Source organism: Dyella sp. RRB7 (assembly GCF_022761115.1).
Classification (GTDB): domain Bacteria; phylum Pseudomonadota; class Gammaproteobacteria; order Xanthomonadales; family Rhodanobacteraceae; genus Dyella.
The window spans coordinates 1-23,142 of sequence record NZ_JAKWJS010000003.1; the positions used below are offsets into that span (position 1 = coordinate 1).

The window sequence follows — 23,142 nt, forward strand, 5'->3', positions numbered from 1 at the left end:
ACCGACCTCCTCGACTGCCAGAAATTATGGCTCGAAGATGTCTACGAAAGGCTGGCCGGTCCAAAACGTGGTGTAACTATCGACTCTCTTCTGATTGCGGGTAGAAAGTCCAGCACGATGAAGGCAACCAAGAAAGCTGCCACAAAAGTGGTCAAGAAAGTGGTACGCAGGAAAGCCAAAGGCTGACCTTCTGCTCTGAACAACTAAAAAAGCCCCCGGATCTCTCCCGGGCTTTTTTTTATCCAATCTCGTTGAAATCCACATCCAACCCCAATCCACAAACACAGCGCAATAGCCCGCCTTTCCTATTTCTTAGCAGAAGAAATGCATTCTCTAACAGAGAATAAGCCGATGCGCAAAATCTCGTCCAATGACATAAGCACATCGCCGCGTAGATCGTCGGTCTTATTGAATGCAGAGAGCAATGAAGCGTGGGCACTTCTCAGCGATATGAGCCTGTATCTGCTGTTATAGAGAAACTCCATCTGGGCAATCCCAGAAGCCTCAAACGCAGTGAACTTAGTATTCGAGCTCACTCCTTCTTTAGCATCCGATAGCAACTTTTGCAAGTATTCTTCCAACTCTTTCTTATTCTCCGGTGTAAGAACGCTAACTTCCTTGTTCATAGCTGTTCTTGCCAGCTTTGCTATTGGCTCTCCTGCTGCCGCTTCCATCTTTTTCAAAGTGTCGCCACTATTGATAAGAGCCAGCATGAAGAAAAAATTCTCCAGAGCCAGCCTGTTCAGCGTTTCCGCCTCCTCAAGAAAATTTTCATCAATAAGCGCGACTGCGGCTTGTGAGTTATCCAACATTTTCTTCCAAAATACCAAGACCAACTTCTCGTTTTCCGCAGCGAGTGCTTGCACATTATGTTGGAGTTCGGACCTCGATTCCTTTATGAGGTTCAGAATGCTTTCTCGGATATCCATACCGTCCCTTTCCTTTCTGTTAGTTATACGAGTTAATCGAATAGAGTAAGTTCTCACCTTACCTCTATATGTCCTTCATACTCTGCAAAGAGTGATTCAATGCCGTAAGAACCGACATGGCTGGTTGATCAATAGGTTCGTTCCAGCACAAGTTAAACATGTTCAGTCTGGTAGGAAGAATGTTTCCATTCCTAAGCGTCGCGGTGGATGTTGGAAGGTACATCAGATATGCAGGGATAGACTTTTTACCCCTATACATATCGACCCAGTTATCTTCGCCAGAAGCAATGATGATTTCCTTTTTGAGCTTTTCTGAGAATTCTCGAAGCTTTCCAATAGGAATATCAGCGCTTGAATAGGCATCAAACACGTACTCTCCATCCGCACCCTTCTTCGCGCCCCACATCTCGTCATGAACAATAATATTCTTCGCATTGAGGACGGGAACACCCCTTTGCGCCGACGAATTTTCAATTTGAAGGATCGCCTTCTCGATGGCTTGCAACATTGTCATGCCAGACGTCGTATGTAAGGCCTTGCACGCAAACCCCCACCTCACACCTTCGAAGGTCGCAATCACATCGGGATTTTTTCCATCAGATTGGTCTGGGTTATCTAGCTCCACATCTGAAGCGCCAGCACCCAAACAAAGGCATGCAATAAACAACTCGAACAGTTTGTTGTTTCCCGAGTCTAGATATCCTGATTTGCTGTTCATCAGCGGAGAGGACTCATTCAGAAGCATGAGGTGTGGCTTCAAGGCCCCAAACGCCGGATGACCGCTTACTGAAACCAGCTTGGACGCGATGTCCATAAGGCCCAAGCACTCTCTATGGAATGGCCGTATGTCCTTGTCTCCCGCAGGCCTCAATTTAGGATTTTGGTACTGCTCAACCAACCTCATAACACTGTATGACATACCTTCCAGAAGGGAATTTGGTGCGATTTTTATATCAACGCCCCGAAGCACTCGCTCCAGCTCAAAAACCAATCTTTCCCCGCTTTCGTAGCTGTGTGTGTGCGCCATATCCATATACCACGCTCCTCTTTTATCAATGAAGGCAACCCATTAGTTGATTCCGTGTGACTTTCGCTGCCGCGTCACTAGAGAAAGCCGAAAGGTCATCCATGACCTGCGCATCTTCGTCCATTAGATTAGTACCGTCTTAGCGTCGGGCCCTTAGAGCATTGCCAAAATCAAATGCTTATATAATATGTAATTATATATTCATTAGACTAAAGGGAAACGCAGACTTCCTCAAAACCGATTTTTGGCGAAAGAAATTTTGAGGAAGTCGCTCATTTCAATATATCCAAAGAAACTGTATATCAATATGCCAGTTATTGGACGCTTGTCAATCAAAGAAGCGACCAGTCGATTTATGTGCACGCGACATTTTGACTCAACCAATAACTTATTATTCTTGATGTGATTTTCAGCAAATAAATTGAATTGACGAATCTCTGTCTGGTGTTAAACCAAGCGCCCCCTAAGCTTTGCTAGGAGGCCATCACCTAAGGAGACGTCATGCAAGACTTCGCACAACCCCAGCTTCAACCCTACACACACCCCTGCATCATTGAGCTACCCGGTGGATACCGGGTCTATGGTCAGGACAGAGACCGCTTGAATGAAGGACTGAGTGTCCTGCTTGAAAACGGCATCCAGTTTCCCTCCCCCAACCTCGTCCAGCACTACGCAGAACCCCCACCAAGGTATTTAGTACCGGCCGACTCCTCCTCTTCCAGCTCGATTTCCACACAAACGGTCACTGCAACGCCAGCCACCGTTGCAAAATCGGAAGAGGCGTTCAAACCGTTTGGGTACTACCGGGACTTGTATCTGCTTCGGCAGGACCGGCGAAACATCAATGATGAAACGTACGCATCGGACGCTTTCATCACCGAACTCGCCCAAGACAACCGCTTACGCGGCTTGATGCCAACGGACTCGCGATGGTCGTCATGATCGCTCCGAAGACACCAGACACCGTGATCGCCTAATGCCTCAAGAGCCTCTCCAGCCCATGTTTTCGCGAGGCTCACTGGCATTGCACTTGCTTGTTCAGTCCATGCGTTCCTGCATTGGCAGCAATCCACGGCTTGGGGATGTCCCCAAAATGCGCGTTCATTTGGTCAAAAGCCCACCCATCCCCCATATGGGGGATGGAGTCAGGCGGTGCGTGAGTGGATCATCAGAAACAAGTGATGGCATGCGCTGGGGACAATAGCTGGACCAAGGCATGGGACAGCGCCGTTGCGATCGCGGCTGCAGTTCGCATCGACGGTATCGCTTCACATCATTTTCCCGTCGTTTTCGATGGGGATTGTCGCGTGATTGGCCATGGGGGAATGGGGAAATGTGGGGACGCCCCTCAAAGCAACGCATGGCCGCCGGACATGTACGCCAAGCTACCACCGTGTCGCGCAGGGCATGCATCGGGCCAGTTTGCGTAGTACCTGATCGATCTGTCGCCGCATGGCTTGAAGGCCGCCCCGATACGTGTGTACTGGGGATGCCAACGCGTGATCGGCGCTCCTTTGGCCAACCACCATCCACAGTAGATTGATCCAATGCAGAAGGTTGACTGCCGGCACAGCGATTTTCTCGGGGCGACTCGCTGGGCGGCGCTCTTACTAACGGTCGCCATGCTTTGCGTGACCAGCCGCCTGCATGCGCAGGTCCAGAGCACGGTCACCGCGCCCGACTCCACCGCCACACGCGTGATGGCCTGTACGGCCTGCCATGGCGAGAAAGGCCAAGGTAGCCGTGACGACTACTTCCCGAGGCTTGCCGGCAAGCCAGCCGGGTATCTGTTCAATCAACTGGTCGCATTTCGTGATGGCCGGCGCAACTACCCGCCCATGAATTATCTGCTCGCCTACCTGCCGGATACCTATCTGCGGGAGATGGCCGATTACTTCGCGAACCAGCAAACGCCATTTCCGGCGCTGCCCAAACCCAATGTCACGCCGCAGGTGCTGGCCTTGGGGAAAAAACTGGCGTTGAACGGTGACGATGTACGCCACGTTCCCGCATGCGCTGCCTGTCATGGACCATCCTTGACGGGCGTCTCGCCCGATATCCCGGGCCTGCTGGGTTTGAACAGCAAGTACATCAGCGCACAGCTCGGGGCGACGCGCTATGGGACGCGCGTTACGACAGCAACCAACTGCATGCAGAAGGTAGCCGCGCAGCTCTCGGAAGGCGACATAGCGGCTGTTTCGGCTTGGCTGTCGTCGCTTCCCGCGCCCGCCAATCCCGCCCCGGCGCCCGCCGGTTCACTGAAGTTGGCTCTCACTTGCGAAAGCGCCGAAACGAGATGAGCACACTATTGCCACCTTCAATGGCTGGACGTCGTGCAGCGACCGTACGGCGAATGCTTTGCCTGGTGCCTGGTCTGTTTGCCCTGGCTTCGCTCGGGCACGGCCAGGACCTGTCGGTCATTGCGCAGGGCCAGTATCTGGCGCGCGCGGGCGACTGCGTCGCATGTCACAGCAATCCCGGCGATAAACCCTTTGGGGGACGCCGACCCATGGCAACGCCATTTGGCACGCTCTATTCGCCAAACATTTCGTCGGATCCGGCCACCGGCATCGGCGCATGGTCGTCCGATGAGTTCTACACCATGATGCATACCGGGCGAACGCGATCGGGCGAGCTGCTTTACCCGGCCATGCCATACGCCGCCTATACCAAGGTAACGCGGGCAGACTCCGATGCCATCTTCGCCTACCTGAAATCGGTGCCGCCGGTGCATCAACAAAACCGCGATCAGGACCTGCGGTTTCCCTACAACAATCGCAGTCTTCTCACCGGTTGGCGAACGCTCTACTTCAAGGAAGGCGAATACAAACCCGACCCTTCGAAATCGAGCGATTGGAACCGCGGCGCTTACCTGGTGGAAGGACTCGGGCACTGCTCGATGTGCCACACCGCCATCAATGCACTGGGCGGCAGTTCGGAGTCGTCCGCCTACCAGGGCGGCTTGATTCCGATGCAAGAGTGGTACGCGCCGTCACTGACATCCAATCGCGAAGCGGGGCTTGGTGATTGGACCATCGAGGACATCTCCGATCTCCTGCAGGCCGGCGTGTCAAAGCGAGGGGCTGTCTATGGGCCCATGGCGGAGGTCGTGTACAACAGCCTTCAATATCTATCAGACGCCGACATTCACGCCATGGCGGTCTACCTCAAGGACCTGCCATCGACCGGCGAGACGGCTGCCCCCACCCCGGCCGAAGCGCAGGACAAGCTGCGCCTCTTTCCCCTCGGAAAGAAAATCTACACGGTCCAGTGCGCCATGTGCCACGGCACCAATGGCGAAGGCAAGGGCTGGGATTTCCCGCCCCTTGCCGGGAATCAGTCGATCCAGATGACCTCATCCGTCAATCCGATTCGAATGGTCCTCAACGGCGGCTTTCCCCCTGGAACCACACGCAATCCAAGACCCTACGGCATGCCGCCATTTGCTCAAGAGTTATCCGACGAAGAAGTGGCCGCGGTGGTGACCTACATTCGCACGGCCTGGCAGAACCACGGAACAGCGATTGAGGCGAAGGACGTGAACGCATTGCGTTCGGCTCCGCTGAATTGAAGAGGGGCGACATCGGCATGAGCGGCAACGACGACGAATCTACCAAGAGTGAGGAACAGCGCGTTGAGGGCATCGTGCGCGCCGGGCCACGAGGCGCACTGGCGGTCACGGGTATCGCCGTGGCCATCGTCTTCGCCCTATGGTTCCTTTTTTACTTCCTGGTTTTTCTTCCACGTGGTGTGATTCATTAAAGGAAGGGTCATGGTCCAAGCGTCTCCGGCCGATCCACACGACAGCGCTGCGCTGACCGCGCGTATCGAGAAGCGCTGGGCCCTCATGGTCGTCAGCATCGTCGCCCTACTGGTGGCGATGGTGATCTTCACCGGCCTGCACTGGGCCATGATGCCGCCTTCCCGTGTCGAAACGGCCGACCCGACCACCTTGCACGTGTCGGGAGAATTCGTCGAGAGCAATCTCGGCAGCTCGGTCGAAGCCGATGGTTCGGTGACGGTGAGAATGATCGGTCAGCAGTATTCCTTCACGCCGCAATGCATCGTCGTGCCGGCGCAAACGCCTATCACGTTCCGGGCGACAAGCGCGGACGTCGTGCACGGCATGCTCATTACCGGGACCAACATCAACTCGATGATCGAGCCCGGCTACATCTCGACGTTCAAGACGGAGTTCGACAAGCCGGGGAACCACCTGATGCCATGCCATGAGTTCTGCGGTGTCGGCCACGAGGCCATGTGGGCCAATGTGAAGGTCGTGGACAAGGGTACGTTCTCGAAAATGGCGGCCGATACGCGGAGACTGACTTGTGATCTCTAACAAGCGACTCGTGCTTGCCCATTTCTGGCTGGCGTTTGCCATTTTCGGCCTGGCCGTTCTCCTGGGCGAATGGCAAATGTTCATCCGAAGCCCGCTGCATGGCTGGATACACAATCCCGATCTGTACTATCGATCGGTGACCGCGCACGGCACGGTGATGGGTTACGTGTTCCCCACGCTCATCGCGATGGGGTTCGGCTACGCCATTGCCGAGCTTTCCTTGAACCAGCCCCTCATAGGGCGGCGCTGGGCGTGGGCGGGTTACGCGTTGATCATCGTCGGCTCGATCTCGGCCGTGATACCGGTGGCGATGGGGCTCGATTCGGTGCTGTACACCTTTTATCCCCCCATGATCGGAAACGCGTTCTACTACATCGGCGTGGTGCTCGTGGTCGTCGGATCGTGGATCTGGGTCGCCCTCATGGGCATCAACCTCCATGCGTGGAAGCGCGCCCATCCGGGGGCGCCGGTGCCGCTGGCGATGTTCGCCAATGTTGCCGGGGCCTACCTTTGGGGATGGACCGCCATTGGCGCGGCCCTTGAACTGCTGTTCCAGATCCTGCCGGTGGCGCTCGGGCTATCCCACACCATCAATGCGGGGCTTTCGCGGGTGTTGTTCTCCTGGACGCTGCACGCCATTGTTTATTTCTGGCTGATGCCGGCTTATATCGCCTTCTACACCATCGTTCCCCGCGCCATCGGCGGACGTCTGTACAGCGACACCATGGCCCGCATTTCGTTTGTGCTCTTTCTGGTGTTCGCGATGCCGATCGGCATCCATCATCTATTTGCCGACCCGCAGATAGGTTCAGGCTTCAAGTTCGTCCATTCCGTGTTTACCGCCATGGTTTCGGTGCCGACCTTGCTGACGGTGTTCACCATCTGTGCTTCCGTGGAAATCGCGGCACGCCTGCGCGGCGGCAAGGGCGCCTTTGGTTGGCTCAAGGCGCTTCCCTGGGACAACCCGCAAATGCTCGCCCTGACCTTCTCGTTTGTGATGCTGGGTTTTGGCGGGGCCGGTGGCTTGATCAACATGAGCTATCAGCTCGACTCCACCATCCATAACACCCAATGGGTCACCGGCCATTTCCATCTGATCTTCGGCGGCGCGATCGTAATCATGTATTTCGCCATTGCCTACGACCTGTGGCCGCATCTCACCGGCCGGGCAATGCAAGACCTCAGGCTGATCCGCACCCAGCTATGGCTGTGGTTCATCGGCATGATCGTGACCACGTTTCCGTGGCACTACGTGGGCATCCTTGGCATGCCGAGGCGCATGGCTTATTACGACTACACGGCGCCGGGCATGTCCGCCGAAGGCGTCGCTGTCGTCATGTCGGCGGTGGGCGGCGCGTTGCTGGTGCTATCGGCGCTGCTGTTCCTTACGATCCTGTACCGCAATCACTCGGCAAACCGGGTTGAGCCCGCGCCGTTCACTTTTAGCCAGGCCATCCACGAACCCACGTCGCTGCCATTGGCATTGAACGGCTTGGGCCTCTGGGTCGGCCTGATGATTGCGCTGACGATCACGAACTATGGCTATCCCATTCTTCAGCTTATCGGGTTGCACGATGCCGACGTGCCTGCGGTCTATAGCGGGGGGCAGCAATGAACGACAAACGATCGCGCCTCGTGTCGCTCCGAAACCCTTGGTTTACCACGAGCGTCGGTGCCACCCTCGCACTGTTTCTCTTTTCGGCCTTCGTGGGTTTCATTTGGCTGCCTTCCGCGCAAGACGACGCCCTGTTCAAAGGCCTGCTGAACGCCATTTGCGGTGCGGCGGGCATTCCCAGGACGTGGCTCAGTGAAACGAACCCTCCGGTGGCTCCGAAGGTGCCGTTGTCCACGGTGATTCTCACGCCGGAAATGTTGAGCGGGCCGGGCATGCGCGAGTCGGTTGGGCGGGGCGCGACCCTGGCGTTGCGCTGCACCATGTGTCATGGCGCCCGCGGGGTAAGTGCCGCGAATACGCCAAACCTGGCCGGACAGTACAGTCCATCGATCTACAAGGAACTTCGCGACTTCCAAACCGGCGCGCGTACCAGTGCCATCATGGCTCCCATGGTCGTTGGACTAAGCGACCAGGATTTGCGCGACCTGTCGATCTATTACGCGTCGCTGCCTCGCGAACCGTCGCCTGGTGCTGACGACGCATCACCCGCACTCGGCATCGTTGCCACAGGATCGCCGATGCGGAACATCGCTCCCTGCGGTTCCTGCCATGGAAGCCTAGCGAACAAGCTGGGTGCCCCGTGGTTGAGCCCCCAGCCACGCGCCTACCTGAAATCCCAGCTTGAGGCATTCGCCAACGGGACCCGCCACAACGACGTTAGCGGCCAGATGCGAAATGTCGCACGCCATATGACGCAGGATGAAATCAACGCGTCGGTCGACTATTACGCAGAAAAAAGATGAGTGGGATGCTTCGCGCAAGCGTCTCACGCCCAGCGCCGTGATCCATGACGAGGAATCCGGGGCCGGCAATATCTGCATGCGTTACGCTGCCCATCGATTTTGAAACGGACGACGATAGGCGTTCGGTCACTCGGAAGGCCCAGCACACTTTGGCTATCGCAAGGATGCTACGCGCCAAACGACCAGGTCTTCCAACCGTGCCATGGTCCTTTGATAGACGCCATTTCCATCCAGCCCGGCAAGCGATCGCCGGGCGTTTTGCGTCCTGCGGGCGAGACGCGAAGTCGGCAATGCATCGGTCGCAGGCGCTTTTCGCGAATTGTCCACGAAGACCTTGTTCTGATTCCCCGGCCCCGGGACCTTGGCAAGCCAGCCGAACGAAAAGGAACGCGGGGCGCGTCTGTTTGCCAAGCCCGCTGTCCGGGTCAAAGCCCTCAGCGGCCCATCATTGGACACGACACATCCAGGGCGCTCCGCTGTCATGCATCGCAATGCGACTCCCGGCGACTCCATCAATCGGCGATTCCACTACATCGTTTCTGTTATCTATCTGGTCGTCCTCACGCTGGTGCTGTGGTTATGCCTGGAACAGTGGCGTGGATACCGGGACGCGCGAGAAGCGCAAAGGGAATTCGTGATATTGCAGGCGGCGTTGCGATCCATGGCAAACATATCCGCGGAACGCCGGCCGACGTTTGTCTGGCTGATTGAAGCCTCGCAGGCTCCGGGCCAGCGCATGCAGGCATTGAAGGAGGCGCGCTACGCCACGGATGCCGACCTGAGCGAACTCGACGCTTCGCTGCAAAACCCCCGGTGCAAGAACTGCGCGCCGCTGCTGGCGACATTCGCACGAGCGAAGTCGATCGTGGCCGAGGCGCGGCGGGATCTCGATGTGAGCTATCAGCATGCGCCAACCGAGCTTGTCGTTGCGGAGGTTCTGCACGCCATCGATCACCTGGTTAGCGCGATACCGTTGCTCTCTTCCATCGCCGACACGAATGCGATGGGCGTCATCCGCGAGAATGCGGACGTGCAAAGCTACCTGCTGGCCGCGCGACTGGCGGCGCTTTTGCGCGAGCAGACTGGGCGGCTAGGCTCCGATTTCGTGCCGGCGGTGGCGTCCCACCGTGCGCTGACCCATGACAAAGCAGCCGACGTCGCCCGTACGCTCGGCGCGATCGAGCAGCTGAGGGTCCTTCTGGTGCCGAGTATCCGCAGCCTGCCACCCCGGCTGCAGGCGGACTATGCCCAAGTCGATCAAGACTTCTTTGGTAAGGAGCTCACGGATGTCAATCGCATATTGTCGATGCCCGCTCCCGAGGTCGATACCTCGCCGGCAGAGCTGGCCGAAAAATATGCATCGCGGATAGCCCCCATCAACCGCTTCCGCGACGATACCCTGGCACTGGCAAGCGACACGATCCGCTCGAACCTCCACTGGCATATGGCACTGCTGGGCGGCACGGCCCTGCTCGCCGGGGCGTTGACCGGAACATTGCTGCTGATGAGCTGGCGCTTCCGCGAAAAGATCGTGCGCCCGTTCGTGGAAGCCCGGCGGCTGATCCTCGCCATCGCCTCGGGTGACCTGTCGGTGACCATTCCGCAAACCGGCTATGGCGGGGAGATCAAGGACCTGTTTGGTGCACTGAACCTACTGAAGCAGCACAGCGCCGAGCGCATCCGGCTTGAGCAGGAGCGCAAGCGCCTGATCGGCGAACTGCAGACCATAGCAGAGACGGACCCGTTGACCGGACTGTTGAACCGGCGCGCCTTCGAAAGCCGGGCTGCCATGTTGTTATCCGACAAACGCGGTAACGACCCCGTCGTGGCCCTGATCATGCTGGACATCGATCACTTCAAGCGTGTCAACGATACCTACGGTCACGAAACCGGCGATCGTGCCCTGATTAAACTCGCGACCGTATGCCGCGAGACCATTCGCTCGGGAGACGTGGTCGCCCGCATCGGCGGCGAAGAATTCGCCATACTGTTGCGGGTACCGAACCACCTTCAGGCCTATGAACTGGCGCAGCGGCTGCATGGACGGCTTCATGAAGAAACCATCGTGGCGGTAAGCAGTGAGGTTTTCGGCGTCACGGCCAGCTTCGGCATCGCCCTGGCACGACGCGCCGACGACCCGGAAACCGCCGAGCTGTTGCGGCGGGCCGACACCCTGCTCTACCAGGCCAAGGCAAAGGGTCGTGACCGTATCGAAATGGATGCCACGGTATGAATGCCTTCGTGCTGTGGCGCTGATCTTCGGCGCGGCCGTCGCGGCTGCCCTGCCGACTCACCGCTCGCACGGGTCGTCGCTGTCGTCTTGCAGTACCGCTACCAGCAACGGCCATCGTTGTTTGGCGGCAAGCCAGACGTCCCGCGCCTGGCTGTCGAAATAACGCGCCGGGTCGATGCCCTCGGCGTAGTTGGCATACGTGTCCACATCGTTCGGCACCAGCATCAAGCGTGGATCGGGCGGCATGGCCATCACTTGCCCTCCATCCAGACGCCTTCGGGCGTGTGGATCACATAGCCGCTGGGCGTGCTCAGGGTCACGGTGTTTTCGTTCTCGCCCACCATGCGCGTCTGCGGCAGCTCATTGGCGTACTGCGCCAGCGGTGGCGCTCCCGCCTTGAACGGACTGTTGGCCACCAGGCCTGACAGCAGCTGCGCCAGCGCAAGGTAGCTGGTGGGCGTGTCGATGACGACACCAGGCCCATGCCGTTGCTCGGCCGCCGGTAATCCGACCAGCGTGACGCCCACGGGCACGTGGATGATGCGCGGCGTCGGGATCTCGCGCAGGCCGGATATCTGGCCGGCGTCACCGCGTAGCGCCGCGCCATGCTCGGGCACGAAAACCACTACGGCCTTGCGCCCCGAATGGGCGATCAGCTCCAGCAGGCGATCGATATCACCCAGCAGCTTCTTCAGGCGGATCGGATAGGACTCCGCGCTGCTCAGATTGCTGTTGGGCAGGCGATTGCCGTCGTGCAACGAGACCGTGTTGTAGTACAGCGCCACCGGGCCACCGCCCTGACCGATGCGCCCCTGATACCAACGGGCCAACGCATCGTAATCGTCCACCAGCGGCGAGCCGTCGAACTCCTTCATGGCGACCGGCAGGCCCTCGGTCGAGTGCGGCTGGATGCCCGCGCGGCCGATCTCCCGCTGCACCACGCCGCGGAAATCGTCGAAGTGGCCATCGTGGTTCATCATGAACTGCACGTCGTAACCGGCCGCCGCGAGGTCGGCAAATACGTGGCAATCCTCCGACGTCTGGCTGTAGAGATCCTGGTGCGCATCCTGGCCGCAGGAGGCACGCAGCACGCGGATCGCAGCAGGCCCGCTGTAACTGGCCGCGCTGCTGAAGTTCTTGAAGATGTAGTCGAACCGGCTGAACAACGGATTGTCGGTCATGCTGACCACATCGAGGTCGTCCCACGAGAGCGAACAGATGTGGATGACGATGATGTCGAACTGCGCGGCCGGGTCCTTGCTCATCGGGAAGAAGGCAACGCGCCGGCTCTTCTCGCTGTGATGGAACGCGGCGAGCTGCTCGTCGTAGCTGCCAGTGGCACTTGCCGCGCCAGCATTGGCCATGCCCGCATCGGCACCGGCGCTGACCGCAAGCTTCGACGACGCCACGGACTTGGCAATCAGCGTATCGATGCCCTGCCACAGCGGCAGCACCAGCAGCGCCAACAGTACGAACGTGGTGACGCGCACCCAGCGATTGACCACGACGTAGATCACCACCGCGAGGATGGGAATGTAGACCATGGCGGGCATGAACACGCGCCGCGCCAGCTCCATCATGTAACCCGGTGAGAACGAAGCGAGTCCCGGTATCTGCTTCAGCACATAGCCGAACGGCGGCAGGTTCGATTCGTGATACATCAACGCCGCCGCCACCAGCAACCCCACGACAACTCGCAGCACGCGATGCCAGCGACGATGCAGCGGCACGATCAGGGCCAGCGCGAACAGCAGGTTGAGCCACCACAGCGGCTTGAGCTTGCCGACCGAGGCCAGATAGATCTTGGCGATGAAATAGAGATTCCAGAATCCCATGGGCAATCCCGTTATCCAGGCGGCTGGCGCGGCCGGCGAAGCATGGTGGCCTCGACCGCATCCAGGCAGGCGTCAAAGAGCCGGAGCACGCCCTGGTAGCCCATTTCGACCACCTCGACGAAGCTGCGCAGAGGGCTATCGGGTACCAGCGCCTCTTCCCAGCGCACCCATGCATCCGCGCGACCGAACGTGCACTGGACGAGCTGCGCCTCCTTCTCGTAGGACCAGTCCTCGAACTTGAGACCCAGATGAAGGCCGCTATGGCGCGCAACCGCCGCGCGGAAGTAGTAGTCGGTGGAACCGCGCGACAAGGTCACGCCGATGGTACTGCCTCGCTCCAGCGAGAGCTGTGCCGGCAGCACGATGCCCAGGCCACCAGTGGAATAGTTCTCGGTGTGGCAAGCGATGGTCTTGCCGTCGGGCAGGATCAAGGTGGCAGGCACATGCAGCGGCACATGGTGCGCCACCCGGACCTGCCTGGCTTCCTTCGCCACGCCCACGGCGGCGCCGAGCATGGCTACGTTGAACAACGCCCACACCATGTTCATCAATACGGTGGCCGGCTCGTCGCTCTGCGTGGTGAAAATGCGCACGACGCCCACGACCAGGCCGGCCAGATTGACGGCGAGCAGCCACACATAGGGCTTGGAAGTCGCCCAATCGAGGTATTCCCGCTCGATGAGGCCACCCTTGGCGGTCACGTTGAACTTGCCCTTCTTGGGATTGATGAAGGCGATGGTGGTGGGCAGCACGGTGTACCAGGCCAACACCGACTCATACACTTCGGCCCAGAACGAGTGGCGGTACTGGCCCTGGATGCGTGAATTGGCCATGCCGGAAATAAACAGGTAAGGCAGCACATAGGCCATCACCGATACCGCGTCGGCATTGAACACGTGCAGGCCAAAATACAGATAGGCACACGGCATCAGCAGGAAGACCAGGCGTGGAACGCCGTAGAAGAAATGCAGCATCGCGTTGCTGTAGCAGATGCGCTGGAAGAAGCTGAGGCCCTTGCCGGTCCACGGGTTGTCGAGGCGGAAGATCTGCGCCATGCCCCGCGCCCAGCGGATGCGCTGCCCGATATGTCCCGACAGGCTTTCCGTCGCCAACCCCGCCGCCTGCACGATGCGCAGGTAGGCGCTGCGATAACCGCGACGATGCATCTTCAGCGAGGTGTGGGCATCCTCGGTGACGGTCTCCACGGCGATGCCGCCTACCTCCTCCAAGGGCGCGCGCTTGATCACCGCGCACGAGCCGCAGAAAAACGTGGCGTTCCAGAAATCGTTGCCGTCCTGCACCAGCCCATAGAACAGGCTGCCCTCGTTGGGAATGCGCAGAAACGTGTCGTAGTTGCGCTCGAACGGGTCAGGCGAGAAGAAATGGTGCGGCGTCTGCACCATCGAGCACTTGGGATCGGCCAGGAACTCGCCCATGGTGGTCTGCAGGAACGAACGGGTGGGAATGTGATCGCAATCGAAGATGGCGATGTACTCGCCACTGGTCAGCCGCAGCGCGTGATTGATGTTGCCGGCCTTGGCGAAGTGATGCTCCTCGCGGGTGAGGTAGCCCACGCCCACTTCGGCCGCAAACTGCTGGAACGCCTCGCGGCTGCCGTCATCGAGCACGTACACGCGCAGCTTGTCGCGCGGCCAGTCCATGCTCTTGGCCGCCAGCACGGTGGGCGTCACCACGGACAGCGGCTCGTTGTAGGTGGGGATATAGATATCCACCGTAGGCCAGCTGCCGGGGTCCTCAGGCAAGGGCTTGGGATGCCGATTCAACGGCCACGCCGTCTGGACATAGCCGAAGAGCAGCACGATCCAGGTGTAGATTTCCGCCGAGTAGAGCAGGTAGCCGAACACCGCCTCGATCGGCGAAGCGAAATGCAGCGTCTGCGTGGTTCGCCACCAGATGTAGCGCCCCGCCATCAGGATGGAGAGCGATACCATCAGCATGGTTGGCCAGCGACCAGGAATGCGCCGTGCCACCGCCATCACCACGCACATCAAGATAAACAGCTCGAACTGGGCGGCCAGCGGCACCGGCGTGGTCCAGAAAGCCAGCGCAACCAACAAGGCCATCAGCAGGATCAGCGTCTTGATATACGGCATGCGGTCGAGCGCGGCAGACCACTGGTTGACGTCATCGCTCACCCGCTGCCAGGGTACGCTGGGCAAGCGGGATGAAACCGCGCGACCGGCGCGGCCGGCCACGCCATACACGGGCTTGAGCCAGCCGCTGATCCTGCCGAGCAGCATAGAGCGCCCCTGCCTGCCGCGCTGACGACGCGCCTGCCGCAGGTCGGCCGCCAGGTGCCCACGCCGACGGCGGGGCCGGAAGCACAGGCGCGTGAGCCAGGCGCCCGCAGACTCGCCATCGCGCATGGCCAGCTCGTTGTGCAGATAGCGAGCCAATGCCTCGCTCCCGCGTGCCGCCCAGTCGCGCTGGCCCGGCCCAGGCGGCCGAAACACCAACCGCACCAGCCACAGGCGCATGCCATCGCCCGGCTCGACGCCGAGCCGTCGCGCTACCAGCGCCCTGATGCGCGCTACGCCGCGCAGGGATGCCTGCTCGCTCATGGCGCACCTCCCGCCACCTGCGCGGAGGCGCGCGATGCCTGCTTGATCCACGAGGACAGCCACGATGCCAGGCCCTGCAGGTCGTGCGCGGCCTGCGAGTGCGGCGCGGCGAGATGAAAGCTCTGGTTGCGCGCCAGCGCCTCGGGGATGCCCGTGTCCGCATGGATGCGATAGGCGGACAGCTCCGACCCCAATGCATGACGCAGCAGGGCAAGGATGTCGGTGTGCAACTGCGACGCCGGCGACACCGCGTTGGCGACATACAGGCTGAACTTGTCACGCGCCTTCAGCTCGGCGCGCAGGCGCGGCAACGTGGCGCAAGCCAGCGGCTGCGGCGGCACCAACACCAGCACCAGATCGGCCGCCTCGATCGCCTGGACGGCATGCACCGAGGGCCAGGTCGCCGCATCCACCAGGATCACGCCATGGGCAGGAAGATCGACCCGTGCCAGCAGGTCGCGCAGCCACGAGGGTTGTGCATGCAAGATCGCCGAAACCGCCCTGGCCTGCTCCGGGTCCGGTCCAGCGCCGCCGTCCCGGGCACCGCCCCAGGGCAACCACAGCACTCCATCGTCACTTTGCAACGCCGCTTCGGCCACGTGTCCGGCGGGTGCCAACACATACGAAGCCAGGCCTTGACGGGCCGGTTCGCGCAAACCGCCATAGAGCGCCAGCACATTGCTCGGGTCACATTCCACCGCCAGCGCTGCGTGCTTGCGCGCCATCAGCAGACTGGCCAGCGTGGCACTCAACGTCGTGCGTCCCGCGCCACCCACGCTGGAAACCACGGCAATGGTTTTCATAGGACGCCTCCCCGGCCGCCATGCCGACGCTTGCCACGGATCACCAGCGGCTGCAGCTGCGATGGCAGATGCAAGGTGCGACGAAGCAACCGCGAACGCAGGCGCGGCAGCCAATAGCGCAGGCGAAACCGCCAGGACAGCCACCACAGCGGCGCGGCAAGCATCAGGCCCCACACGAAATAGCCGAGGAAGATCTGCATGACGCTGCTATCCCCCCGCCTTGAGCGGCAGTGAAGCGGGACGTGGAGGACGCACCATCGCCGTGGAAACGGCAGTCTCCGGATCCTCCCCGCTCGTATCCGCGAGGCCCCATAGGGGCAGGCTGCTGGATGCCGTTGCCGGTGCGCCGGTGGACTCCGCGACGGGCAGCCCCTCTGCATAAGCGATGTCGCCGTCGGCCGGAGCCACGGCGACCTGAGTCGATTCCACCAGGCCGGAATAATCCGGCGGCGGCAACTCGGCGATTTCGTTTTCCAGCGCTTCCAGCGCGGCCATGATCGAATCGCGATCGCCGCAACGCAGCTCGCCACGGAACAGTTCCGCCAAGGGTCGGTCAAACACCTTGCCGATCGCCTTGGCGGCATCATCGACGTGGCAAGCGAAGAAAAATACGTAGACGCTGTCGCCGCTGGCCGTGCACAGGTCGCCGGCACGGCGCACCCGGCACGCTCTCACCGCGTCGAGCCCCGCCACGTTCGTTTCCAGCTTCAGCTGCAACAGCACGTTCGGCAGGCGAATGGGGCGACTGCGCTCGATCGCCTCGCGCACCAGGCTTGCAAAACGTTGCGCGGGTACGTAGCCGGTGGTGGAGTCGCGCATCGCGGCGGCGAGTGCGGCGCGATAGTCCTCCGGCACCGGGCGCGAGAACAATTGGCCCTGCACGCCATCGATGCGGATCTGCACCTGGGCCATGGAGGTGCCGCGTGGGATGATGGCGTTGGCCCCCAGGCTCAACAGCAGCAACTCGTAGCGGATGCTGACGTTGTCCTCGCGGATGAGAATCTTCAGTGCCCTGCCGCCTTGCCGGCGCAGAAAGTTCACCTGCTTGGCCAGCTTGGCCAGGTTTTCGCGGATGCCGTAATGCAGCACCACGGTGGCGGCCACGGCCTGGCTGGCCGCCGCCACCAGGGCGTCATTGTCGGGCAGTATCCGCCAGTCGCTGGGGGCCGAGCGCTCATGCATGATGGCGTCGCGCGACACCATCACCACGGCCTCGTCGGGCGCCAGCAACCCGGTGCATGGCTGCGTTTCGTCAATCACTGCCACCAGTCGGTGATCGGTGGGCGAGAAACGCAGGGGGATCGATTCACTGCCCGTCAGGGTGCCGCTGTTGCCGCGCCAGAACGCCACCTCCCAGCGAAACTCGCCTTGCACCTGGCGTAGCTGCGCCGCGCCGCCAAAGCGGATCTGGAAATCGGTCAACGGCAGGAAACCACCCTGCTCCACCAATGGCGGCAGCATCACCAGCAGCACGCTGTGCCGGGTTTTGCTGCACCACTCGGCCAAGGCCGCGCCCTGGTGAATCAGCCTGGCGCGATCCTGCCAGGCAAAACACGCCGCAGCACCTTCGATGAGGAACTGCGTGGCCGGCGAGGCGCACTGCTCGGACATGGCCTGCAGTGCCTCGATCAATACGTCGCAACCGTCACGATCGGGCGACATGCGCAGGGCGCACACATTGGAACGCGGATGCACCGCGCCGGGCTGGTCGATATCCAGGCCGTGCAGCTTCAACGCCAGTGCCACGTCGTCCGGCGAACGCGTGGACAACACGTTCACCGGCGTGAGCAAGGCGTGGGCCGCGGTCTTCCAGAACAGCGCGTCGCGTGCGGGCGAGCGGCTTGCGTACACCGCATAGACGTATCCCGTCGCCATCGCGGCCAGCGACGGTGGCAGCCCATCGATGGCCAACGACTGGTTCAGGCGCAGCCTGGCCGGCGCAAAGTGGCGTTGCGGTGGTTCAGGCGCTTGTTCGGGAAGATTCGTCACGGTGTTCATCCCAGGTGGCGGCGCTGCCGGTCAGTACGCGGAATATGGTTTCACCGGGTTCGGTGGGTACGGCACCGGCAAACGCTGCCGATCGAAGAAATAGCGCAGATAGATCGTGCCAAGGTTGGGGGCGTAATCGCGTGAACGGTCGAGCTTGAAGCGCGTGCCGATCACCCAGTGCGGTGTCATGCGGTACTCCAGCGCCCCAGCCACGGTGTAGCTGAAGCCACCGCCGGCACCGCCGCCGAAATACGGCGAGCCAAGGTCGGCCGCCTCCATGCGGGCCAGCGCCTGTTGCTGCAGGTCGGGACGCGTGGGGAAGTACGGTGATTCGTCCTCGCGCGTCCACGACTGGCCCAGCGAGGCTTCCAGTTCCCACGACCAGCGGCCGTGGCGACCTGTCCAGTCCAGCGGAATGGAGACGGAGAAGTACTTCTGCGGGCTGTAGTAGCCACCGTTGCCGAAGGTATAGAAGTGCTGGTTGTTGTCGTAATGCCAGTAGTTGATCACCAGCCCGCTGCTGAAACGCTGGTCCGGCTGGACGAATACCGGCCAGTCGATGCCGGTACGCACCTTGAACTCGTGGTTGTCCTCGGTGTTGCGACCGGTGAGCACGCCATAACCCACCGAGGCGAACAACGTGGTGATGCCCACGTCCCGCGCGCCGCGCACGGTGACACCGCTGCGCACCACGCCGCCCCAGGTTTCGCCCGAAGCGGGATCCCTGGCGCCCGCGTAGGACACCATGCTGCTGGTGACTGGCCGACGCGAGGCATCCACCGTCACCGAGGCATCATAGAAATCGTGGCGATACAAAAAACCGCCCAGCAGATGGGGCACGGTAAAACCCAGCGGCGTCGTGCCGATGTCGGCACGCCAGCTGTTGTTGGCGCCATCGAAATCGTAGCCCGCCGCCAATGCCACGCCCTTGTCGTTCTGCTGCGCCGGCAGCAGGCCCGCGTTGCCCAGCGCGGCGATCTGGCCGTACTTGTAGGCGGGATCGAACTGGTCGGCCGGCAGGCGGCCGGCATTGAGCAACACCGTGTCGGCGTGGAAGAAGTAGTGCCCGGTATAGCCGTCCGGAATGCGCAGGTAGATCGGGATCTCGGTGTCGTCCAGTCGTGACATGCCACTGCTGCCGGATTCGTTGGACTGGATCACCGCGGTGGCCACCTGCCCCTGGCGCCGATCATCCAACCCTTGCAGCGCGCGGCCCGCGGAAGTCAGGCCGTCCACTGGACTGGGCGTCTCGCCCTCGCCCTGCTCCTGCGTCAATGCCGTGCGATAGAGCCCAGCGGCGCCATTGAAGTCGCCCTGCGACTGCGCCACGCGGCCCGACTGCAAGGTGACATCGGAACGATCGGGATATTGCTGGCGCAGCGGATCGACCACCGCCCGCGCATCGTCGCTCCGGCCCAGCGCGGTATAGCGCCGCGCAATGGCCAGGCGCGTATCCACGTCGTCGTCGGCGGTATCGGCCAGCACCTCACGCACGGTCTGCTCCGCCTGCTTGCGCTGCCCAAGATGGGCCTGCATGCGGGCGATGGCCAGCGGCGCATCGGCGTCGCCGGGATGCGTCGCCAGCAGCTGGCGCGCGACGGCTTCGGCGCCCCGGTAATCGCGCTTCGCCTCCAGCAAGTCCACCTGCGCCAGCAGCCAGCGGCGATCGGCCTTGCCCGCCGCCGGCACCGCGTCCAGCGTGCGCCCGGCGCCCTCCAGGTCACCGGCATCGATCTGCCGCCCCGCGGTACGCAACGAAAGCCGCAGCAGCTGATCGTCGAGCTGTGCCTGCTGTTCGGGAGTCACGCCGGGACGCGCACGCACCTCGGCCATCCATGCGGGCAGTGCGTCATCGCGGTTGGCGGCCGCCAGCAGCTCGCCATAGCGCAGGCGCACGCCGATCGCCGGATCACCGGGATGCGCATCGAGCCAATCGCGCACCAGCTTCAGGCCCTTGTCCGGCTCGCCCAACGCGATCCACTCGCGCCCCACGCTGGCCAGCATCTGCGGGTCGTCGCGCGCTTCGGCGGCAACGCGATCGAGCCGTTGCCCCGCCTCCTGCCGTCGTCCCTGCACTGCCAGCTGGCGCACTTCGCGCAGGTCGCGCTGTGCCTTGAGGTTGGCGGCCAGTTCGCGCATGCCCGCGGAGCGATCCGCCTCGGGCACCTGCGCCAACACCGTGCCGGCGGTATCGATGTCGTCCAGCGAGTTGAGATAGAGCGCGCTGGCATAGCGCATGTCCGGCGTTGGCGCGACCTGCAGTCCATCCTGCATCACCGAGCGCCCCAGCGCGGGCAGGCCCATATCGCGATATTGCCGGGCCAGGGTGTAGCGCAGCCACGCATCCTGCGGGGTGAGCCGCACGGCCTCCTCCAGCGTCAGCAGCGCCGCGCCGTGCTTCTCCTGCGCCATGAACTGGTCGGCCTGGATCGACAGCAACTGCGCGCGCAACTTGCGCATGGCCTCGCTGGAACCCGCATAGCGCCGTTCCGCGCGATCGATCAGCGGCGTGACCTCGTCGGCGCGCTGCGTCTCGATCAACAGCTTGGCCAGCAGCTCCAGTGCATCCACGTCCGGCTGCGGCGCCTCCACCAAGGGGCGCAGCACCGCCTCCGCCTCGCCCCACTGCTTCTGCGCGATCAGTGCAGTGGCCAGCACGCGCTTGGCATCGACCTGGTTCGGCTGCTGGCGCAGCGCCTCGCGCGCCAGTTGCTCGGCCTGCGCCGGGTGTCCCTGCTCATTGGCGGCGCGCGCTTTCGACAGCGTGCCCCAGAACGTGGCGGTCGCCATCAGGCTGCGCCATTTGGAGGCATCGTCGGGGTCCAGCGTCAGCGCCCGTGCGAACATGGCGCGCGCTTCGTCGTGGCGCCCTTCGCGCAACAAGGCGAGCCCCTGCGCTCCCGCCGCCGCGCCTTGGCGCACGGCAGCCGACGATACGGCGGTCGATCTGGAAGACGGCCCCGTCGCGGGCGACTGCGCCGGCTGCGCTGGCGGCACGTAGTTCGCGCCGCCCTTCCCGGCCAGGGTGGCCAGCGCGCTTTGTGCCGTCGTGTCGCCGGGCACTTCCTTGAGATAGCGCTGGTACCAGACGTAGTACGCGGGATCATCGCTGCCCGCGCTGTTGAGCGCGCGCCGCCACAAGTCCAGCGCACGCGCGCGGTTGCTGTCGGGCCGCTGGTAGACGCGGTAGATGATGTTCAGCCCTTCGAGGCGCGTGCCGCTGCGATCGGTCAGCAGGTTGGCCAGGATCAGCGCCAGATCGAGATCATCGGGGTGTTGCGCGGTGCGCTTGCGCAGTTCGTCCAGCGCGCGGTCGCGTCCACCGGTCGAGGCGGCCATCGCGCGGTAGTAATCATCCGCCAGCGCACCGCTCGGGGCGCCACGCGGAAACAGCGCCTGCATCTTCTGCCAGGCTTCGTCCGACTTGCCTGCCCGCGAGAGCAGGCGGGCCTGGGCCAGCGCCACCTTGTCGGTGGTCGCCACCCGGTAGGCATCGGCCAGTTCCAGCGTGGCCGGATGGGTGGGGTAAAGCGTCTGCAACTGTTGCAGCAGCTTGGCCGCCTCGGCAGGCCGGTTCGAGGTCAGCTCGATCTGGCCCAGCAGGCCGAGCGCGTCGGGCTGGGTGGGATCGATAAACAACGCCTTCTGCACGATGCCTCGCGCCATGTCCGGACGATTCTTGGCTTGCCATACCCGCGCGGAGTCCAGCAACTGTTTCATCTGCGGGCTGGGCGCGGAGGCCTGCGCCAGCACCAGGGCCGGTGCGCCGCCGATCACCAGCAGCACCGCCGCCGGCAACAGTGCGGGGATCAGTGGGCCGCAGGACATGTCGATGTCCAGGCGGGAATCACGGCGCCATCCGCATCGAAGCGGTACAGCCCGTCGAGATAACCCAGGCCAAACAACGCAAGCACCTGGCTGTAATAACCCAGCGGTGCTTCGCGCGCGAGCGAACGTGTGCGCTGCGCCTGTGCCCGGGCCAGGTCATCGTGTCCCAGCGCCGCCAGGTACGGCGCCACCGCGGCGGAGAAACCCGCATTGCCGGCGTTGCTGCCGGCCGTGCCGGTCTGCGTGTCCACCCGCTCGGGGGGAAAGCCGTGCGATGCCACGAAGTCCGCCATGGGTCGAAAAACCTCCAGCGCGGCGCCGCGCGATGGCGCATCGGCCGCCAGCATGCCGGCCCACAGATAGACGCGGATCGCGTTGTACGCGCTCTCGGCCTTCGACGCCTCGTCGGGCTGAAAACCCTTATCGCGCCGATACAGCACCCAGTCCGGCGAAAAACCGCGGGGGGCCGTAGCGGTGACCAGCTTGACCGAGCTGTCGTAGACAGCCGTCCATGCTGCCTGCTGCGGCAGCGCCGTCAGCAACCGCCGCATCACCTGCAGCGGGACGTAGCTGGGGTTGAGCCGCCACGCCTCTTCTTGCGGATGAAAGCCCACGGGCCCGGGCAACAGCGTGCGCCCGAGCCCGGGCAGCACCGCCGTCTCCTGGCTCAGGATGGTGCGTGCGAGCACCGTGCCCAACGCGGTGTAGCTGCGCTCATGCCACAGGCGCCCGGCCTCCAGCAGGCTGTAGGCGATCCACAGGTCCGCATCGGACGCCGGATTCGCATCGATGACGCCCCATCCCGGCGACGGGCTCTTGTCGCTTCCGGTCGCCTCCTTGGCCTCGTGACGCCCCCAGATCCACGCCGGCAGGTGCGCGGTGAGGTCACCCTGGGCAAGATTGTTCTGGGTCCAGTTCAACACCCGGTCGAAGGTGGGACGATCATTGGCCACCAACGCGAAGAACAGCGCGTAGGCCTGCCCTTCGGACACCGTAGCCTGCTGAGGCGTGCTGCGGTCGACAACGCGACCGTCCTCGCTCAACGTGCCCTGCTTGAAGCTGTCCCAGTCGGGCCACGCACAGGTGCCCGCCATCGCGCGGGCGGAAGCGATCATCGCGATACCCATCAGCAGCGCCCGTAGCAGCGGCATCAATG

19 protein-coding genes are annotated in these 23,142 nt (G+C 62.2%); 9 read left to right on the forward strand and 10 right to left on the reverse strand.

Annotated features, from left to right (window positions below):
• A partial coding sequence (locus MJ606_RS09010) for a hypothetical protein (protein ID WP_243049198.1) occupies positions 1-186 on the forward strand: 186 nt, incomplete at its 5' end.
• Positions 187-305: 119 nt separating this feature from the next.
• Here MJ606_RS09010 and MJ606_RS09015 read toward each other — a convergent pair.
• Both MJ606_RS09015 and MJ606_RS09020 read right to left on the reverse strand, forming a co-directional pair.
• On the reverse strand, positions 306-929 hold the full coding sequence (locus MJ606_RS09015) for a DUF5677 domain-containing protein (RefSeq protein ID WP_243049199.1): 624 nt from the start codon (positions 927-929) through the stop codon (positions 306-308).
• Between the two features lie 64 nt (positions 930-993).
• Positions 994-1,962 (reverse strand): hypothetical protein, encoded by a 969-nt coding sequence (locus tag MJ606_RS09020; protein ID WP_243049200.1) that lies wholly within the window; start codon positions 1,960-1,962, stop codon positions 994-996.
• A 495-nt stretch (positions 1,963-2,457) separates the two neighbouring features.
• On the opposite strand from MJ606_RS09020, the gene MJ606_RS09025 reads away from it, so the two are divergent.
• The 8 genes from MJ606_RS09025 to MJ606_RS09060 all read left to right on the forward strand — a co-directional run bounded on the left by MJ606_RS09025 (position 2,458) and on the right by MJ606_RS09060 (position 10,949).
• Positions 2,458-2,898 (forward strand): hypothetical protein, encoded by a 441-nt coding sequence (locus tag MJ606_RS09025; RefSeq protein WP_243049201.1) that lies wholly within the window; start codon positions 2,458-2,460, stop codon positions 2,896-2,898.
• Positions 2,899-3,503: 605 nt separating this feature from the next.
• Positions 3,504-4,256 (forward strand): c-type cytochrome, encoded by a 753-nt coding sequence (locus MJ606_RS09030; protein ID WP_243049202.1) that lies wholly within the window; start codon positions 3,504-3,506, stop codon positions 4,254-4,256.
• Positions 4,253-5,527 (forward strand): cytochrome c, encoded by a 1,275-nt coding sequence (locus tag MJ606_RS09035; RefSeq protein WP_243049203.1) that lies wholly within the window; start codon positions 4,253-4,255, stop codon positions 5,525-5,527. Before MJ606_RS09030 ends, MJ606_RS09035 begins: the two co-directional genes overlap by 4 nt.
• 17 nt (positions 5,528-5,544) lie before the next feature.
• Complete coding sequence (locus MJ606_RS09040; protein ID WP_243049204.1) at positions 5,545-5,718, forward strand: hypothetical protein; 174 nt, start codon at positions 5,545-5,547, stop codon at positions 5,716-5,718.
• A gap of 10 nt (positions 5,719-5,728) precedes the next feature.
• The gene (locus MJ606_RS09045; protein WP_243049205.1) at positions 5,729-6,298 is read left to right on the forward strand and encodes a hypothetical protein; all 570 of its coding nucleotides are present in this window, start codon (positions 5,729-5,731) and stop codon (positions 6,296-6,298) included.
• The gene (locus MJ606_RS09050; RefSeq protein WP_243049206.1) at positions 6,288-7,913 is read left to right on the forward strand and encodes a b(o/a)3-type cytochrome-c oxidase subunit 1; all 1,626 of its coding nucleotides are present in this window, start codon (positions 6,288-6,290) and stop codon (positions 7,911-7,913) included. The genes MJ606_RS09045 and MJ606_RS09050 overlap by 11 nt, the downstream gene beginning before the upstream one ends.
• Positions 7,910-8,716: a c-type cytochrome gene (locus MJ606_RS09055; protein ID WP_243049207.1), complete on the forward strand. Its 807-nt coding sequence runs from the start codon at positions 7,910-7,912 to the stop codon at positions 8,714-8,716. The genes MJ606_RS09050 and MJ606_RS09055 overlap by 4 nt, the downstream gene beginning before the upstream one ends.
• A 481-nt stretch (positions 8,717-9,197) precedes the next feature.
• Entirely contained in the window at positions 9,198-10,949 is a 1,752-nt protein-coding gene (locus MJ606_RS09060; RefSeq protein ID WP_243049208.1) for a GGDEF domain-containing protein, read from the forward strand.
• A gap of 57 nt (positions 10,950-11,006) precedes the next feature.
• On the opposite strand, the gene MJ606_RS09065 is transcribed toward MJ606_RS09060, so the two are convergent.
• From MJ606_RS09065 to bcsZ, 8 genes are read right to left on the reverse strand one after another with little or no spacing between them, the layout of a single operon-like run.
• The gene (locus tag MJ606_RS09065) at positions 11,007-11,201 is read right to left on the reverse strand and encodes a hypothetical protein (protein ID WP_243049209.1); all 195 of its coding nucleotides are present in this window, start codon (positions 11,199-11,201) and stop codon (positions 11,007-11,009) included.
• Positions 11,201-12,784 carry a cellulose biosynthesis protein BcsG gene (gene bcsG / locus MJ606_RS09070; RefSeq protein ID WP_243049210.1) on the reverse strand — a complete coding sequence of 528 codons (1,584 nt, stop codon included), beginning with the start codon at positions 12,782-12,784 and terminating at the stop codon, positions 11,201-11,203. Before bcsG ends, MJ606_RS09065 begins: the two co-directional genes overlap by 1 nt.
• Before the next feature lie 11 nt (positions 12,785-12,795).
• Positions 12,796-15,366, reverse strand: a complete 2,571-nt coding sequence (bcsA, locus tag MJ606_RS09075) for a UDP-forming cellulose synthase catalytic subunit (RefSeq protein ID WP_243049211.1) — start codon at positions 15,364-15,366, stop codon at positions 12,796-12,798.
• Positions 15,363-16,169 carry a cellulose biosynthesis protein BcsQ gene (gene bcsQ, locus MJ606_RS09080; RefSeq protein WP_243049212.1) on the reverse strand — a complete coding sequence of 269 codons (807 nt, stop codon included), beginning with the start codon at positions 16,167-16,169 and terminating at the stop codon, positions 15,363-15,365. The genes bcsA and bcsQ overlap by 4 nt, the downstream gene beginning before the upstream one ends.
• Positions 16,166-16,369, reverse strand: coding sequence for a hypothetical protein (locus tag MJ606_RS09085; protein WP_243049213.1), 204 nt, complete (start codon positions 16,367-16,369; stop codon positions 16,166-16,168). The genes bcsQ and MJ606_RS09085 overlap by 4 nt, the downstream gene beginning before the upstream one ends.
• Positions 16,370-16,376: 7 nt before the next feature.
• Positions 16,377-18,158 (reverse strand): cellulose biosynthesis protein BcsE, encoded by a 1,782-nt coding sequence (gene bcsE, locus MJ606_RS09090; RefSeq protein ID WP_243049214.1) that lies wholly within the window; start codon positions 18,156-18,158, stop codon positions 16,377-16,379.
• A gap of 30 nt (positions 18,159-18,188) precedes the next feature.
• Complete coding sequence (locus MJ606_RS09095; RefSeq protein ID WP_243049215.1) at positions 18,189-21,986, reverse strand: cellulose biosynthesis protein BcsC; 3,798 nt, start codon at positions 21,984-21,986, stop codon at positions 18,189-18,191.
• Entirely contained in the window at positions 21,968-23,137 is a 1,170-nt protein-coding gene (gene bcsZ, locus MJ606_RS09100) for a cellulose synthase complex periplasmic endoglucanase BcsZ (RefSeq protein ID WP_243049216.1), read from the reverse strand. The genes MJ606_RS09095 and bcsZ overlap by 19 nt, the downstream gene beginning before the upstream one ends.
• Positions 23,138-23,142: the final 5 nt, after the last annotated feature.

What these genes read in the sequence shown, in the direction of transcription:
- MJ606_RS09015 (WP_243049199.1), bottom strand. Translation starts at nt 929, where the DNA reads ATGGATATCCGAGAAAGCATTCTGAACCTCATAAAGGAATCGAGGTCC.
- MJ606_RS09020 (WP_243049200.1), bottom strand. Translation starts at nt 1,962, where the DNA reads ATGGATATGGCGCACACACACAGCTACGAAAGCGGGGAAAGATTGGTT.
- MJ606_RS09025 (WP_243049201.1), top strand. Translation starts at nt 2,458, where the DNA reads ATGCAAGACTTCGCACAACCCCAGCTTCAACCCTACACACACCCCTGC.
- MJ606_RS09030 (WP_243049202.1), top strand. Translation starts at nt 3,504, where the DNA reads ATGCAGAAGGTTGACTGCCGGCACAGCGATTTTCTCGGGGCGACTCGC.
- MJ606_RS09035 (WP_243049203.1), top strand. Translation starts at nt 4,253, where the DNA reads ATGAGCACACTATTGCCACCTTCAATGGCTGGACGTCGTGCAGCGACC.
- MJ606_RS09040 (WP_243049204.1), top strand. Translation starts at nt 5,545, where the DNA reads ATGAGCGGCAACGACGACGAATCTACCAAGAGTGAGGAACAGCGCGTT.
- MJ606_RS09045 (WP_243049205.1), top strand. Translation starts at nt 5,729, where the DNA reads ATGGTCCAAGCGTCTCCGGCCGATCCACACGACAGCGCTGCGCTGACC.
- MJ606_RS09055 (WP_243049207.1), top strand. Translation starts at nt 7,910, where the DNA reads ATGAACGACAAACGATCGCGCCTCGTGTCGCTCCGAAACCCTTGGTTT.
- MJ606_RS09060 (WP_243049208.1), top strand. Translation starts at nt 9,198, where the DNA reads ATGCATCGCAATGCGACTCCCGGCGACTCCATCAATCGGCGATTCCAC.
- MJ606_RS09065 (WP_243049209.1), bottom strand. Translation starts at nt 11,201, where the DNA reads ATGGCCATGCCGCCCGATCCACGCTTGATGCTGGTGCCGAACGATGTG.
- bcsG (WP_243049210.1), bottom strand. Translation starts at nt 12,784, where the DNA reads ATGGGATTCTGGAATCTCTATTTCATCGCCAAGATCTATCTGGCCTCG.
- bcsA (WP_243049211.1), bottom strand. Translation starts at nt 15,366, where the DNA reads ATGAGCGAGCAGGCATCCCTGCGCGGCGTAGCGCGCATCAGGGCGCTG.
- bcsQ (WP_243049212.1), bottom strand. Translation starts at nt 16,169, where the DNA reads ATGAAAACCATTGCCGTGGTTTCCAGCGTGGGTGGCGCGGGACGCACG.
- MJ606_RS09085 (WP_243049213.1), bottom strand. Translation starts at nt 16,369, where the DNA reads ATGCAGATCTTCCTCGGCTATTTCGTGTGGGGCCTGATGCTTGCCGCG.
- MJ606_RS09095 (WP_243049215.1), bottom strand. Translation starts at nt 21,986, where the DNA reads ATGTCCTGCGGCCCACTGATCCCCGCACTGTTGCCGGCGGCGGTGCTG.
- bcsZ (WP_243049216.1), bottom strand. Translation starts at nt 23,137, where the DNA reads ATGCCGCTGCTACGGGCGCTGCTGATGGGTATCGCGATGATCGCTTCC.